Annotated in this window: 12 protein-coding genes; 3 read left to right on the top strand and 9 right to left on the bottom strand. The window is 72.4% G+C overall.

Annotated features, from left to right (window positions below):
- Positions 1 to 135 precede the first annotated feature (135 nt).
- From OV079_RS26575 to OV079_RS26560, 5 genes are all read right to left on the bottom strand, one after another.
- Entirely contained in the window at positions 136 to 1,584 is a 1,449-nt protein-coding gene (locus OV079_RS26575; RefSeq protein WP_267771721.1) for a hypothetical protein, read from the bottom strand.
- Between the two features lie 135 nt (positions 1,585 to 1,719).
- Entirely contained in the window at positions 1,720 to 1,857 is a 138-nt protein-coding gene (locus OV079_RS58625; RefSeq protein WP_420829426.1) for an MYXO-CTERM sorting domain-containing protein, read from the bottom strand.
- 552 nt (positions 1,858 to 2,409) lie between these two features.
- Positions 2,410 to 2,865 (bottom strand): hypothetical protein, encoded by a 456-nt coding sequence (locus OV079_RS26570; protein WP_267771720.1) that lies wholly within the window; start codon positions 2,863 to 2,865, stop codon positions 2,410 to 2,412.
- A 254-nt stretch (positions 2,866 to 3,119) separates the two neighbouring features.
- Positions 3,120 to 3,755, bottom strand: a complete 636-nt coding sequence (locus OV079_RS26565) for a hypothetical protein (protein WP_267771719.1) — start codon at positions 3,753 to 3,755, stop codon at positions 3,120 to 3,122.
- 16 nt (positions 3,756 to 3,771) lie between these two features.
- Positions 3,772 to 3,945, bottom strand: coding sequence for a hypothetical protein (locus tag OV079_RS26560; RefSeq protein WP_267771718.1), 174 nt, complete (start codon positions 3,943 to 3,945; stop codon positions 3,772 to 3,774).
- A gap of 382 nt (positions 3,946 to 4,327) precedes the next feature.
- Here OV079_RS26560 and OV079_RS26555 point away from each other — a divergent pair, with 382 nt between their 5' ends.
- Complete coding sequence (locus OV079_RS26555) at positions 4,328 to 4,729, top strand: BlaI/MecI/CopY family transcriptional regulator (protein ID WP_267771717.1); 402 nt, start codon at positions 4,328 to 4,330, stop codon at positions 4,727 to 4,729.
- Positions 4,722 to 7,313 carry a M56 family metallopeptidase gene (locus OV079_RS26550; RefSeq protein ID WP_267771716.1) on the top strand — a complete coding sequence of 864 codons (2,592 nt, stop codon included), beginning with the start codon at positions 4,722 to 4,724 and terminating at the stop codon, positions 7,311 to 7,313. The genes OV079_RS26555 and OV079_RS26550 overlap by 8 nt, the downstream gene beginning before the upstream one ends.
- 320 nt (positions 7,314 to 7,633) lie before the next feature.
- On the opposite strand, the gene OV079_RS26545 is transcribed toward OV079_RS26550, so the two are convergent.
- The 4 genes from OV079_RS26545 to OV079_RS26530 all read right to left on the bottom strand — a co-directional run bounded on the left by OV079_RS26545 (position 7,634) and on the right by OV079_RS26530 (position 13,641).
- Entirely contained in the window at positions 7,634 to 8,503 is an 870-nt protein-coding gene (locus OV079_RS26545) for a hypothetical protein (RefSeq protein WP_267771715.1), read from the bottom strand.
- Between the two features lie 97 nt (positions 8,504 to 8,600).
- Positions 8,601 to 9,161: an SRPBCC family protein gene (locus OV079_RS26540; protein WP_267771714.1), complete on the bottom strand. Its 561-nt coding sequence runs from the start codon at positions 9,159 to 9,161 to the stop codon at positions 8,601 to 8,603.
- 221 nt (positions 9,162 to 9,382) lie between these two features.
- Entirely contained in the window at positions 9,383 to 12,232 is a 2,850-nt protein-coding gene (locus tag OV079_RS26535) for a serine/threonine-protein kinase (RefSeq protein WP_267771712.1), read from the bottom strand.
- Positions 12,233 to 12,399: 167 nt separating this feature from the next.
- The gene (locus OV079_RS26530) at positions 12,400 to 13,641 is read right to left on the bottom strand and encodes a porin family protein (RefSeq protein ID WP_267771710.1); all 1,242 of its coding nucleotides are present in this window, start codon (positions 13,639 to 13,641) and stop codon (positions 12,400 to 12,402) included.
- A 100-nt stretch (positions 13,642 to 13,741) separates the two neighbouring features.
- Between OV079_RS26530 and OV079_RS26525 the strand changes: the two genes are divergently transcribed.
- Positions 13,742 to 14,746, top strand: coding sequence for an ABC transporter substrate-binding protein (locus OV079_RS26525; protein WP_267771709.1), 1,005 nt, complete (start codon positions 13,742 to 13,744; stop codon positions 14,744 to 14,746).
- Positions 14,747 to 14,846 lie beyond the last annotated feature (100 nt).

Genomic DNA, 14,846 nt, shown 5'->3' with positions numbered 1-14,846 from the left:
AAGCGCGCACGAATTCAAGCCTCGCGGGCGCGCTCGCAGACGTCCGCGCGAAGGTCTGTCCTTCAGGGCATGACGCATCGGGCATGCTCATTGGAGCATGTCTGGATGGGCATGTCCGAACGGGAAGGCGCGCGCTCAGTCGTTCGGCGGCTCGAACGACAGCTGGGCCCGGCGCAGCTCGTCGCGCACGCCGGGGTAGGCGGGGGCGGGGGCCATGGCGATGACGTGGAAGGCGCGCAGGCCGACGACGTAGAGGGCGTAGTCGATCTCGAACGCGCCCTGGGCCCCGGCGACGCTGGCGTGGAGGAGCTGGCCGCTCGCGTGGGCGCCGGCGAGCGGCTCGTCGGGCTGGAAGTTGGCGGTCGGCCAGCTGCTGCGCATGCGCTCGGGCATCTGCTGCATCAGCGCGGCGGGCGTGGTCTCCTCGCCGAGGGGCTCCAGCACGACGGTGAGGTGGGCGTCGACGTCGGGCCGCAAGATCCACCGGTCGCTGTCGGGGTTCTGCTGCGCCAGCATCTCCGGCGAGGCGGTGATCCAGCGCTCGTTCGGGGCGGTGATGGCATAAGGCGCGGCGTTGCCGACCACGCGGCCCGCGCCCTGCGGCAGGGCGGCGCTGGCGGGCAGGACGAACGACTCGATCGCGGCGCGCAGCTCGGGCTCGACCGCGGCGAAGTTGAGCGCGCCGGTGAAGCCGATCAGCTGATAGGCCGAGCCGTAGGCGGTGACGAGGCCGGCGAGGTAGTCGATGTTCTGTCCGTCGACGGTGGCGCGCATGCGCAGCAGCTTGCCGGTGTCGGGGTAGCCGGGCAGCGGAGCGGCGTCGAGCAGCTCGAAGCTGGTGGCGGCGCCGCGCATGTTGCCGACGACGGTGTCGACGAAGGGGGCCAGCGGGACCATGGTGTCGGGCACGCGCTCGGCGATGACGAGGATGTGAGCGTCGAGGTCGGGGCGGATGAGCCAGCGATCGGCGAGCGGGTTGTCGCGCCGCGCGGCCTCGCCGGTGCGCAGGTACCAGCGGTCGGACGGGGCGCGCAGGCGGTAGTCCACGAGCTCGCCGACGACGTCGCCCGCGGGCTCGCCGGCCAGCTCGCCGCGAGCGCTCAGCACGGCGCGAGCGAGCGGGTTCTGGCCGGACAGGACGATGTAGAGGCCGAGGCCCTCGAGGGCGAGGTAGAGGCCGAACAGGACCGCTGCGACGCCGATCCGCAGCTTGCGCGGGTGGCCGAGGAGGAGCAGCAGGAAGGCGACGCTGACGCCGAGCTGCATGCCCGCGGCCAACCACTCGCCGGCGAGCACGCGGATCAATGTGAATAGCACGAGGCCGAGGGCGACGCGGATGACGCTGAGCCGCACGGCGCCGGCGCTGCCGCTCAGGAGGCTGACGCCGAGGGCGATGTCGATGAGCGCCGTGACGGGGAAGCTCGGGGTCAGCAGCAGATCGGGCTTGCCCGACGCCGGCATCATGAAGGTCTCGAGCAGGACCAGGGCGGCGTTGACGATCATCAACGCACCGGCGACCCGGTGGCCGGTGGACGCCTTGAGCCCGAGAGCGACCTCGTCGAATTCGGTGCCGGGAGGGTTCACGATCGCCAGCGTATCCGCCGGCCGCGAGGCCGACAAGCGCGGACCTGCGCGCGCGAGCGAACGCGAGACCGAGCGGTGACGATCGGACGAACTGCGCTGCGCCCGAGGTGACGGGGTGCTCGGGCTCCGCGAAAATCACAGGACTCGCCGCGATCGCCGGCGGCCGAGCAGGGGGAGCAAGGCGAGGCCGGGCGCGCCGCCGGTCGGATCGCCGCGGCAGCCGCAGCCATCTTCGAACGCGTGAAATACCCGAAGCGGGCGACGCGGTCTCACGTGATCGGCCCGGGCCCATGACCACGACCACCCCCCGGCCGCTCGCCCTTCCCCCTCACGCTTGATATCCACCGCAACCCCGACCCGCGTTCGTTCGTGAGCTCGGCCCGCGAGTGAAGGCCCGTGGCGGTTCGTGCTCCGATTGTCGCGGCGACACCTCCCGCCGCTACGTTCACGACCTCATCAGCAGCCAGCGGGAAATCGTGAATCAGGTGATCTCGCAGTTCGGTGGCCGGGGGCGACGATGGTGATCGTTCGCCGGATCGGTCTCCCGCTCTGGGCGGTCCGAACGGTCCGAACCGAGGTGAGGAGGGCCGCGTGACGGCCGCTCGTCGGCACGACGCGAAGGCCCGCCGGGTGAACCCCGGCGGGCCTTCTCGCGTCGCTACGCGACACGCTTGACCGCGCGGCCGCTCACCGCCAGCGGTAGCAGACAGGCGTGTTCGTCGGTGCCGTACGGAACGACGCGTCTCCAATAGGCGCGACGGCGTTGTAGTCGCGCCGCGGACGCGTGTCGACAGCTGGGCCAGGAAACGCGAATCGTCCGCAGCGCTACGCCTCCGCGAGCCGGATAGCGACCTTGATCGCGCTCCCCTCGATGGTTTGGACGAAGGCCGCCCTGTGACCGCCGGCGATGCCGTCCTGGTCGTCGAACCTCGCCTTGTACGTGCAGCTATCGAAGTTGACGACGTCGAGCCCGCCCTGCGGGCTGCCCTCGTTGTAGCGGAGTGTGTTGTAGCTGTTGTTGTCGCAGTTCGGCGCGTTCAGATCGTCGGAGCTGGCGCCGTTGTTGAGATCGATCATCTGCACGACGGCATTGTTGTAATAAAACTTGGCCAGATTGCCGTTGTACTGGATGCCGACCACGATCTGCTGTCCGGGGTTGAGGTTGATGACGCCCGGGTCGCTGGCGCCCTTGAGCCGGATCTTCACCGGCAGGACGTTGTAGTTCTGGTTGAACACGATGTACTGGTTGATCGAGCTACGGGAGAAAGTCGGATCACTCATGTGGATACTCCTATCGCGAATAGATGGTCGCACGGTCGGGGGCTCCAAGGCAAACGCCTATTAGTGCTAAGTGGCGGGGGGCGCCGTCCACAGGCTCGGCTTCGCCGTGATTGCACCGCTCCATTATCCCGTGGCGCGCGACCGATCGTCCCTCGGCATCGCGGCTCAGTACGAGCACGTGCAGCGGCATCGTGTCGTCGTAATCCTGGTCGTCCTATTCCTCGAACCATGTTCGATCGGTGTTCGCATGCCGCTCAAGACACGCGCCGGACGCCGGCCGACAAGCGACGGCGAGGGAATGCAGCGAGACCGGCGAGGGAATGCAGCGAGACCGGCGAGGGAATGCAGCGAGACCGGCGAGGGAATGCAGCGAGAACTCGCGCGATGCGAAGGCCCGCCGGGTGAAACTCGGCGGGCCTTTTCGCGCGCTGCGCGGCCCGCTTGACCGCGCGGCCGCTCACTGCCAGCGGCAGCAGGCGGGCGTGTTCGTCGGTGCCGTACGGGACGACGTGCGCGGCGCCCTCGACCACCGCCGGCGGCGTCGAGCCAGTCGGCGACGAGGTTATCGAGGACGTGCTGCAACCAGGGCGGCGGCGCAGGCGGGGAGCCGCCGCGCGCTCCTCGATCTGCGGCATCGCGTAAGACTCGCAGGCGATCGACAGGCGCCCGGCGGCGATCCGTTCGGCGGCGTCGCAGATCGACGCGCTCGCTTCGGCGTCGAACTCCCACGCGGCGATCTTCCGGCAATCGACCTGCGCCTCTTGAGCGAGCACGGCCTCCATCACCTCGCACTCGGGCATTTCGAGCTCGAAGAGCAGCACCGGGCGCACCGGGTCTGCCGTCCCAAGCTCGCGCTGCAGCACGCGGGGCACCGACAGCCCGCGCGCCATCTGCCCGGCGCCGCTGTCACTGCTCGAGATCGCCGATGTTGCAGGGCGTGCCGGGGAGGATGTCGTGGCGGACGAAGGCGTCATCGTCGTGGAGGAGGAGGTGACTCTCCCCGTGGAAGTGGACGCCGACGACGAGGTCGGGGTCGCCGTCGCCGGCCTTGATCACACGACGGCCGACGATGGGATGCATGCGAAGATCCCTGCGAACAGGAGCGAGCGACGCGGCACGGCGACCTCCGCGGTCATTGTAGAGGGGGTCTCCAAGCCGGATGGCGCCTCGCGGTCGCCAGGCAGATCGCTCCAGCGCCGACTGCTACCGAGGCCTACCTCGAGGCTGGACGCACCGATGCCCCGACAAGAGGCTGCGGAGCGTCGGAAACATCGGCTCGACGGGCGAGGGCCGCGGCGCGAGGACTGGAGCGTCACGAGAGCGGGTGTGGGCGAAAGACGCGAGGGCGTTTCCGCGCATGTCGCGCAGGGAAGCTGGTGGCAAGCTGGCGGGGTCGAAGCGAGGAGTCGGCGGCGCGGCCGCTTGACGCCCTACTACATGTGTAGTACTACGGCTGTCGTTCATGAGCGAGTCACACCAACTCAGCGATCTGCAGCTCGGCCTGCTGCGGATCTTGTGGGACCGCGGCGAGGCGACCGCGACCGATGTCCACACGGCCTTGCTCGAGCAGGATCGCGAGCTGGCGCCGACCACGGTGTCGACGATGCTGTCGCGGCTCGAGAAGAAGGGCACCGTGACGCATCGCGTCGAGGGGCGGCAGTTCATCTACCGCGCGCTCGTCACCGAGGAAGAGGTCCGGCGCTCGATGCTGTCGCGGGTCACCGATTACTTCTTCGGCGGCGACGTGTCGGCGCTCGTCAGCCATCTGGTCGAGGACAGGGACGTCGATCCGGACGACGTCGCGCGGCTCAAGCAGCTCCTGGCCCAGAGATCCGGCGACGCGGAGGACGACGACGATGTTTGATCCGGCGGTGCACACGGTGGTGAGCTGGCTGGGCACGTACTTCGTGCACAGCTCGGTGCTGATCGGCGGCACGTGGGCGTTCACTCGCTTCCTCCCGCTCGACTCGCTGACCCGCAGCTTGCTGTGGAAGATGTCGCTGGTCGGCGGGCTGTTCACGGCGACGCTGCAGACGGGGCTCGGGGTCGAGCCGCTGCTCGGCAGCGTGCACGTCGAGGCCGGCTCGCTGGCGCCGGGCGAGCCGCCGCTGGCGCCGGACACCGCGATCGCGCCGCCGCCTCCGCAGGTGGTCGAGGTCGCGGCGCCGGTGATGATGCCGGAGCTGCACGGGTGCGTCGGCTGCGAGCCGCAGGTGGTGATGATCTCCGACGCGGGCGTGACCGCGGTGTTCGCCGCGCCGGCGAACGTGCGGATCGATCACGCGGCGTTCGTGACGTCGGCGGCGATGATCGAGCCGGCGATGTCGGGCGCGCCGACGTCGGCGCCGCCGATGATGGCGCCGATGGTGCCGTCCGCCCCGCCGCTGGCCCCCGGGGCGCCGCCGGCCGGCGAGTCGCAGGCCGGGTGGACCGCGTGGCTCTTCGCCGGGCTGTTCGGGCTCGGCGCGGCGGCCTCGCTCGGCCGGCTCGGGGTGACCGCGATGCGGCTGCGTCGCGGCCTCCGCGGGCGCACGCCGCTGCGCCAGGGTCCGTTGCGCGAGCGGCTGCTGCGGCTGATGGCGCACGTACGTGTCCCTCAGGACAGTGTCCGTTTGACCATGTCCGAACGGGTAGGTTCGCCGATGGCCCTGGCGAGCCGCGAGATCGTGGTGCCGGCGCGGGCGCACGGGCTGGCGCCGCGTCAGCAAGAGGCGATGCTGGCCCACGAGCTGGCCCACGTGCTGCGCCGCGATCCGGCCTGGCAGGTGCTGGCGTCGGTGCTCGAGGCGGCGCTGTTCTTCCAGCCGCTCAACCGGGTGGCCCGCCGCGGGATGCAAGAGGCGGCCGAGGAGCTGTGCGACGACTGGGCGGTCCGCCACACCGGGTCGGGGCTGCACCTGGCGCGCTGCCTGACGGAGGTGGCGCAGTGGCCGGGCGGCTCGGACATGGCCGGGAAGTTCGCCAGCCCGATGGCGGGCAAGAGCTCGCTGCTGGTGCGTCGGGTCGAGCGCCTGCTCGACGCCCGCGAGCGCGAGCGCGGCCGCTGGGCCCGGCGCTGGCGCGGGCTGCTGGGCGCGGCGCTGCTGGCGATGGTCGGTCTCGGCGCGCCGGGGCTGTCGCTGTCGATCGCGCGCGCCGAGGTGCCCGAGCCGCCGGTGCCGCCCGATCCGGAGCTGATGCCCGAGCCCGTGTTCGCGTCGGCGACGCCCGAGCCGGCGACGGTGCTCGGGGTGGCCCCGCCGACGGCGCCGACGACGGCGCTGGGCGCCTGGACGACGCCCCCGGGCGCCTGGACGACGCCCCCGGGCGCCTGGACGACACCGCCGGCGCCGACGATGCTGGGCGTCGCACCGACGCCGCCGACGCCGCCCGAGGCGGTCGCCGATCCGCGGACGGCGAAGCAGCGCCGGGCGCAGCGCCAGGCGGAGCGGCACGAGCGGAAGGCGACCGAGCTGCGCGAGCAGGGGCGGCCGGGCTCGTCGGTCCAGGTGTTCGTGCCGCAGGTGAACTACGTGGTGCCGTCGCCGAGCCTGCGCGTGCCGGGGCCGCCGCACGCGGTGGGCCCGGTGCCGCCGACGCCGCCGACGCCGCCGATGCCGCCGTCGCCGCCCGCGTTCCGCATCGCGGTGGAGCACGACCATGACGACGACGACGACGACAGCTGTTCGGACGAGCACGGCGGGTCGCACCGGCGCGTGGTCGTGGTGCCGCGGGTGTCGGAGAAGCTGGTGCGCGAGGGCGGGAAGCTGGCGGTCCAGGCCAAGGTGATCGACGCCAGGCAGCTCCGAGACCTCGAGCGCGCGGCGGCGGCGATCGCCAAGCAGGCGAGCAAGCTCGACGCGGCCAAGATCGAGGAGCTCAAGCGCCGCGCCGAGGCGCTGGCCCGCCGCGCGCCCGAGCTGAGCCCGCAGCAGCTGGCCGAGCTGGCCGGGCGGGCCGAGAAGATCGCGGCCGAGGTCGAGCGCAAGGTCGAACATCTCGACCTCGCCGGCCTCACCGACGCGCTGGAGCACCTCGACGTCGACAACATCGCCGACGAGGTCGAGCGCGAGGTGTCCCGCTCGCTGCGGGCCTCCGCCGACGAGCGCGGGCGGGCCCAGGCCGAGCAGCAGCGCGAGCAGCGTCGCCTCGAGCGCGAGCACAGGCGGGTCGTGGAGGACGCGCGGCAGATCCAGCGCGAGGCCCAGCGCGAGGCGCAGAGCGAGGCCCGCCGGGCCGAGCGCGAGCGCCTGCAGATCGAGGCGGAGGGCCGCCGGACGCAGGCGGAGGGCCGCCGCGCTGAGGCCGAGGCCCGCCGCGCGGGCGAGGAGGCCAAGCGGGTGCAGAAGGCCCGCGCCCGCGCGGGCGAGGCGGTCCGCCGCGAGGTCGAGCGAGCGCTGCGCGACGGGGTGATCGACGCCGAGGAGCAGCGCCGCATCGAAGCGGCGACCCGCAAGGCCGGCGAGTAGGCCGCGGAGGTGTGGTCCGAGGGACAGGCTCCTTCGGACAGGTCCGGAAGGACATGTGCTAGAGGGCATGCTCTCGGGCGCATGTCCTTCGGGTCATTCTGCGCCGGGCGACGGTCGCCGAGTTCTGCGGCAAGGAGGGCGACTCGAGCGGTCCCGGGTAGCCGTCGCTATTCCGGTGTGACTTCGGGCGGAGCCTGGCGAGCACGGGAAGGGGAACGCCCGCGGCGATGCCGGGCGCGTCTAATCGCATGACCATGAGGACATGCTCGAAACGCAATGTTCATATCGACATGTAGAAAAAGACATGTCTTTTGAAAAGTTCAGAGGCCGAGCTCGATCTGGGCGAACAGGGCGCGCCAGCGCTCTGGCTCGCCGTCCGGGCCGCTCATCCTCCACACCGCCTGTTGCGAGACGTCGCGCTTGTCTTCGAAGATGCGCGGGCGGGCGATGACGCGGGTGTGGCCCGGATCGACGCGGACGACCTGGAGGTCGTACTGGCGGAACACCGCGATCGCGTTCGGGTTGTCGAGGTTGACGTAGGCGATCCCGCCGGTTTGCCGGCGGGCGGTGATCCGGCCCTGGGCGGCGTTCGCAAACTCGAGCTCGTAGCCGAGCGCCGGCAGGGCTTTGCTCGCGGCGGCGAAGGTCTTCTCGTACCCGGCTGCGAAGGTGCGGGTGCCCAGCGACTGCAGATCGGCCTCGGTGAGCAGGACGCCCTGGCGCATGCAGCCGCGCTCGATCTGGGCGAACAGGGCGCGCCAGTGCTCGTACTCACCGTCCCGGCCGCTCATCTGCCACACCGCCTGGCGCGACACGTCGCGCTCGCCCTCGTAGAGGTGCGGGTGGGCGACGACGCGGGTGTGGCCGGCATCGACGCGGACGAGCCGGAGGTCGTACTGGCGGAACAGCGGGGCCGCGAACGTGCCGGCGAGGCCGATGCCGGCGGTCGCGCCGGCTTGTCGGCGGGTGGTGGTGATCCGGCCCTGGGCGGCGCTCACGAACTGGGGCTGGTAGCCGAGCGCCGGCAGGGCGTCGAGGGCGGCGGCGAAGGTCTTCTCGTAGCCGGCGGCGAAGGTGCGGGTGCCGAACGACTGCTGCTCGACCTCGGTGATCTGGCTGCGGATGCAGCCGACGAGCAGCACGGCGAGGAGAAGCGGCGCGAGGCGCCAGCGGAGCGACCACTGCGGCACGCGGCGAGGGTCGCACGGGCGTGCGGCGGCGAGAAGCTCGGGCGCCCCCGGGCGCTTCGGCTCAGTCGCTTAGCGACGGCTACCCGGGCGCTCGCGTTCAGCCGCCGCCGACCGCTGCGGACAGGTTGTGCATCAGCTTGGCGAGCACGCGCTTCGTCTCGGACTGGATGATTGCCTCGGGGACGGCGACGTTGGGCATCGTGCGCGTCCTGAAGGTGACCGTCGAGCCGCCGGCGCCGGTGTCCTCGACGACCCACTCGTTCCAGTACTCGACGAAGTGCTCCGAGGCGATGAGCGTCTCTTTCCAGCCGTGGGCGGTGGGGCAGCGGCGGGTCTCGAGCTCGAAAGGCGAGAGCATGCCGCGGGTCTTGAGCTTGACGCGCTCGCAGCTGCCGTCGGGGGTGGCCTTGGCCGACACCGTGAAGGGCGAGAGGCCGTGCGAGCGCTCGGCGCTGCCGAGGACCTCGCGCACGGCGGCGGGCGCGGCGGCGAGGGTCACGCTGGCGACGACCTCGCCCTTGGCGGTGATCTTGGTGGAGATCTTCGGCGCCTCGGCGGCGGCGTCGGCGGTCGAGGCCGCCACGATCGCGGCCGCGGCGACGGCGGACAGCGCCCAGCGAGTGCTACCGGCGGAGAGGGTCACGCGAGCGGCGGTCATCGAGCCCAAACTATAGCGCCGAATGTTTATTTCGGTCGCAGGCCCTGTGGCCGAGATCGAGGGCGGGCGGATCTGCGCGGCCGGCGAACGCGGCTTTCGGGCCTCCAGGCCCCCTGGGGGCGAGCGAACTCAGGCGCGCGGCGCTGCAGCAGTCTGCTCCTGGATTCGAGGACGAGGGGAACCGGGGGCTTCACAGGTCGGATGCGAGTCCGCGGGCGATCTCAGGCGGGGTCGGTCAAGCGGCGACGAAGGGCGCGAAGCTGGTGCCGGCGCCACGCGTAAGCCACGCCGGCCGCGGCGTACCAGCGGTCGGCCTCGTCGAGGTCGCGTAGAGCCCGAGTCTGCCATTCGCGGTCGGGAGGTCCGAGGATCGCGAGCTCGGCGTGGGCCACGCGGGCGCGCGCGAGCTGCTGGTCGCTGACGACGCTGCTGGTGGTGGCGGCGACCGCGACGAAGTCGTCGATCGCGGCCTGCAAGGCCGTGCGGGCGGCGGCGAGGTCGCCGCGGCCGCGCAGGTGGAGGCCGAGCAACAGGAGGACGCCGGCCCGGCGCTCGCGCACCCACCAGGTGTCGCCGGCGAGGTCGCTCAGGAGGACGCCGCGCAGGCGGACGATCGCGTCGTCGTGGGCGCCGCGGACGAGGTCGAGGTGGGCGCGCACGACGATGTCCTCGACCAGAGTGGAGCGCGGGTCGACGAGGCCGAGGGCGCGGATCCGCAGGGCCGTGGCGGCGTCCTCGTCCCCGGCCTCGTCGGCGTGATGGGCGAGGTGGGCGAGGCAGCGGATGCGCGCCGGCGAGGCGCCGGGCGAGAAGCGCTCGAGCGCGTCGCAGCCGGGCCGCAGGAGGGCGTGCGCGACCCGGGGATCGAGGGTGTAGACGCTGACGAGCACGCGCAGCTCGATGGTCCGCGCGTGGGCCGGGCCGAGCTCGCGCTCGAGGATCGCCAGCGCCTCGCGCAGGGCGGCTTCGCGGGGCTCGGGGTCCTCGACGAGCATGGCGAGGTTGGTCAACGTGTACGCGACCTCGGCCCGCGCCGGCCCGGGCGCGGCGCGCTGGACCCGGAGCGCCTCGTCGAGCAAGCGGCGGGCCCGCTCGTGATCGCCGGCGGAGCGGGCCAGCACCGCGGAGTTGTTGAGCAGGAGGCCGCGCAAGGGATCGTGCGGCGGCAGGCGGGCGACCAGCGCCTCGGCCATGGGCAGCTCGGACAGCCCGCGCTCGGTGCCGCCGGCCTGGCGCCCGCGCACGAACACCAGCAGGGCGGCGGCCTCGGCGGCGATCTCGTCGGCGCCGGCGCGCACGGCCGTGAGCTGGGCGAGCTGCAGGCGGGCGGCGGCGTCGTCGGCGTCGTCGTGCAGGCGCAGCTCGCCGCGGCGCAGCAGCGCCTCGGCGAGGGTCGGCGCGTGGCCGATCGCCTCGGCCTCGGCCACGAGCTCGTCGGCCAGCGCGAGCGCGGCGGGGGTGCGGGCGACGCGATCGAGCGCGGCGACCTTGACCAGACCATCACGCACGGCGCTCACGCGCACGGCGGCCTCGGGGTCGGCGGGCGGCGCGACTGCGGCGTCGAGGGCGGCGACGTCGCCACAGCGCGCCAAGGACGGCAGGCCGCCGACCAGCTCGAGCGCGTGCAGCGAGACCGCGGGGTCGCGCTCGCCGAGCAAGGTGGCCGCCTCGGCCAGGGCGGCCTTGCGCTGGGCGAGGCAGGCCATGCGGCGGTCGAACAAATGATCGGACTGCTCGCCGCGGCGGTGGGTGAGGCAGGCCTCGTGGTGCTGCGCGGTCCAGGCGGTGGCGTAGGCGTCGAGCGAGGCGGCGACGCGCGGCCACACCTCGACGGCGAACGCCGGGCCGGCGGCGCTGAAGTTGTCGGCGGCGGCCCGCCGCTGCGGCGAGTCCCAGGCGGCGGCGATCGCCGCGGCGCCGCCGCTGCACAGATCGAGGCTGGCCTCGTGGGCCTTGAAGGCGAAGAAGCTGGCGGCCGCGCCGAGGCCGGCGAACGCCAGCAAGACGCGCTGGCGCCGGATCCACCGCTGCAGCCGCTCGGCGAGGGTGTAGCTGTGGGCCGAGACCAGGCGGCCGGCCTGGAAGCGGCGCAGGTCCTCGGCGAAGCCGGCGGCGCTGGGGTAGCGCAGCTCGGGGCGGGCGGCGGTGGCCCGGTGGGCGATCGCGGCCAGCTCGCGCGGCACGCCCGGGACCTGTTCGCGCAGGTCTTCGAGGTCGGCCGCCATCACCCGGGCCGCCAGCGCCGGGCCGCTCGCCTCGGCGTACGGCGGGTGACCGGCGAGCACGTGATAGAGGAGGGCGCCGAGGGCGTAGACGTCGCTGCGGGCGTCGACCGACTCGCCGCGGGCCTGCTCCGGCGGCATGTAGCGCAGCGTGCCGACGATCGCCCCGACCTCGGTGAGGTCCTCGTCGATGCGGCTGCGCTCGCCCGAGCGCACGGTCTGATCGACCTCGGCGTCGCTGCCGGGCCGCGCGAGGTCCTTGGCCAGGCCCCAGTCGATCACCACGGTCTCGCCGAACCGGCCGATCAGCACGTTGGCCGGCTTGAGGTCGCGATGGATGACCCGCTGGTCGTGCGCGTAGGCGATCGCGTCGGCCACCGCGATCACGTGCTCGACCAGGCGCAGGCGCTCGCCGAGGTCGCGGGCTTGCTGGATCTTGGCGTCGAGGCTCGCGCCGTCGACCAGCTTCATGCAGTAGAACGGCTCGCCGGTGGAGCGCCGGCCGAGGTCGTACAGCGGGACGATGCTCGGGTGCTGCAGGCGGGCGGTGATCGTCGCCTCGCGGGCGAACCGGCGCTGGGCGTCGGGGCTGTCGCGCAGGAGCTCCTTGATCGCGACCACGCGGCCGAGCCGACGGTCGTGGGCGCGCCGGACCACGCCGAGGCCGCCGGTCGCGAACACCTCGCCGAACACGTAGCGGGTCTCGCCGGTCGACGGCGCCTCGGTCGGCGGCCACAGCGAGCGGCGGCGACGGCGAGGCGGCGTCTCGAGCGTGGCGACGAGGGTCGGGTCCTGGCCGCCGACGGCCGCGGAGCCCGGCCGGTCGTCCTCGCCTGCGGTCCTGCGCAAGCTGTCCCCGAGGACAGCTGCTGCGAATAACCGGTCGGTCGGCTCCACCGGCGTTCCATGCACGCCGAACGTCATGAACACACCCCTGTCGACGTGCAAGGCGCGCCCGCGCCCGAGCGATAATCTGACAGCGTTCTCGGGCCCGCAGCGGCGCGCAGCGGGGCGCCTCACAGCGCGACTTGCAGCTGCAGGCGGACCAGGTCGCCGGCCAGATCGGCGGCGCCGCGGTCCCAGGTGCGGAAGTAGTCGAGCTGCAGCTTCAAGTTGTGGCCGGCGAAGTAATAATTGAGGCCGCCGCCGAGCTCGTTGCGGTCGGGCATCGAGGTGAGGCCGAGTCCGCGGATCCCGCTGGTGCGCAGGGCCGGCTCGAGGCCGGTGCGCGGGATGAGGAAGGCCGCCTGGGTCATCCAGCCGTGGCCGTTGCGCGCCGCTTCGACGGGCAGCGGGGCGCCCATGTCGTCGACCGCGTGGCCGGGGTTGCGCCGGCCCTCGCGCCACAGGAACGCGGCCTCGAGGCTGAAGCCGGCCCACTTGAACATCATGTCGGTGGTGAGGTTGTGATAGTTGGTGGTGCCGCCGTCGGCCGGCGGGCTGCCGAGCACGCCGCGGTTGTTGCGGGCGCGGTCGTTGAAGGCGTAGGCGAAGCCGAGGCTGAGCCTCGGCCTTCGCAGGCGGGTCTGGTCGCTGGCCTCGTAGTCGTCGAACAGGCCGAACGGCAGGAAGTCGACGCGCGCGGTGTACATCAGGCCCGGGTCGCTGAAGCGGTTCTGGTCGCGGCCGTCGCCCATGAAGACGCCCGCGTAGTAGCGCAGCTTGCCGAGGCCGCCGATGTCCTCGGAGCGGACGTCGAGGCCGATGTCGCGGTCGACGTTGAACTCGGCGTTGGCCAGCGAGCGGTCGATGAGCAGCGGGTTGATGTCGGCGATGTTGCGCTCGCGGGTGTACATGACCCGGTACAGGCCGATCCGCAGGTTGGCGTCGCGCAGGCGGTCGAACACCACGTAGTTGTCGAGCAGCGGACCGCTCCGCGCGACGCCGTCGACGAAGTTGAGCTCGCGCGGGGCCACGGCCAGCTGCACGAAGTACTTGATCGACTTGCTGAAGACGTTGCCGGAGAACACCAGGCGCAGGCGGCGGATCTCGAACGCGTGGTCGTAGGCCGCCCCGGCCTGGCGCCGGCCGCTGTACATGAAGCCGGTGCGCAGGCTGAGCGACAGGCTGTAGCGGCCGTCCTTGCTCTTGACCTCGAGGCCCTTGCCCGGGGTGAACTTGAGCGGCCCGTCGCCCACGGTCGCCGGCGCGAGCAGCAGGTGCTCGCGCGCCGGCGGGTAGAAGCGCTCGGGGTCGGCGGGCGGTGAGGCGGGCGGCGGCGGGGGCGCGAGCGAGGCGAACAGGAGCAGTTGGAGCATGGCGCGCGGGGCGAGAGGTAGCCCAGGACCGGCCGGGGCGGCCAGCGGGGCGAGATTCAGTATGCTGGAAAAGTTCTACTATGGTAAACCCCTGCCAGCCATGACCCTGTCTCGCCGCCGCTTCGCCGCCTGCCTCCCCGCTCTCGCCGTCGCCGCCGCGTGCCGGCCGCCGAGCGAGAACACCGGGGCGCTGCGGCTCGGTTACTTCCCCAACATCACCCACGCGACGGCGCTGGTCGGGGTCGAGCGCGGGCTGTTCCGCGAGGCGCTGGCGGCCCAGGGCACGGCGCTGGAGACGTTCACGTTCAACGCCGGGCCAGCGGCGATCGAGGCGCTGCTGTCGGGGGCGCTCGACGCCACGTACGTCGGGCCCAACCCGGCCATCAACGCCTACGTCAAGTCGAAGGGCGAGGTCAAGGTGATCGCCGGAGCGGCCACGGGCGGGGCGTTCTTCGTGGTCCGCCCGGAGGTCGGCGGGCCCGACGATCTGCGCGGCAAGAAGGTCAGCGCCCCGCAGCTCGGCGGCACCCAGGACGTGGCCCTTCGGACATGGCTCATCGGCCAGGGCTTCAAGGTCGACGAGTTCGGCGGCGGCGACGTCAGCGTCACCCCGCAGGAGAACGCACAGACGCTCGAGAGCTTCCAGTCGGGCGAGATCGCCGGGGCCTGGGTGCCCGAGCCGTGGGCGACCCGGCTGATCCTGGAGGGCGGCGGCAAGGTCCTCGTCGACGAGCGCGACCTGTGGCCGGACCGCCGCTACACCACGACGGTGCTGCTGGCCCGCAAGGGCCAGATCGAGGCCCGCAGGCCGACGCTGCTGGCGCTGCTGCGCGGCCACGCGGCCGCGAACAAGTGGATCGCCGAGCACGCGGGCGAGGCCAGGGAGGTCGCCAACGCGGCGATCAAGAAGGTCACCGGGAAAGCCCTGGCCCCGGCGACGATCGACCGCGCCTGGCAAAACCTCGAGTTCACGTCCGACCCGGTGCCGTCGGCGTTGATCCGCAACGCCGAGGACGCGCAGAAGCTCGGCTTCGTCAAGCTCCAGGGCGCCGACCTGCAGCAGCTGTTCGCGCCTCAGTTGCTCGCCGAGGCCGAGAAGCGCTGAAAGGGTGGTTTCGTCGAGCGTTGCGGCGGGCCTCGCGCCGGTGCTGGACGTCCTCACCATGGTGCGTCCAAGCGTCCTTTTGCTCGTGTCGTCGCTCGTC

Origin of the sequence: Nannocystis pusilla (genome assembly GCF_026626665.1) — a bacterium.
Classification (GTDB): domain Bacteria; phylum Myxococcota_A; class Polyangia; order Nannocystales; family Nannocystaceae; genus Nannocystis; species Nannocystis pusilla.
This window is presented reverse-complemented; position numbering and strand designations above follow the sequence as displayed.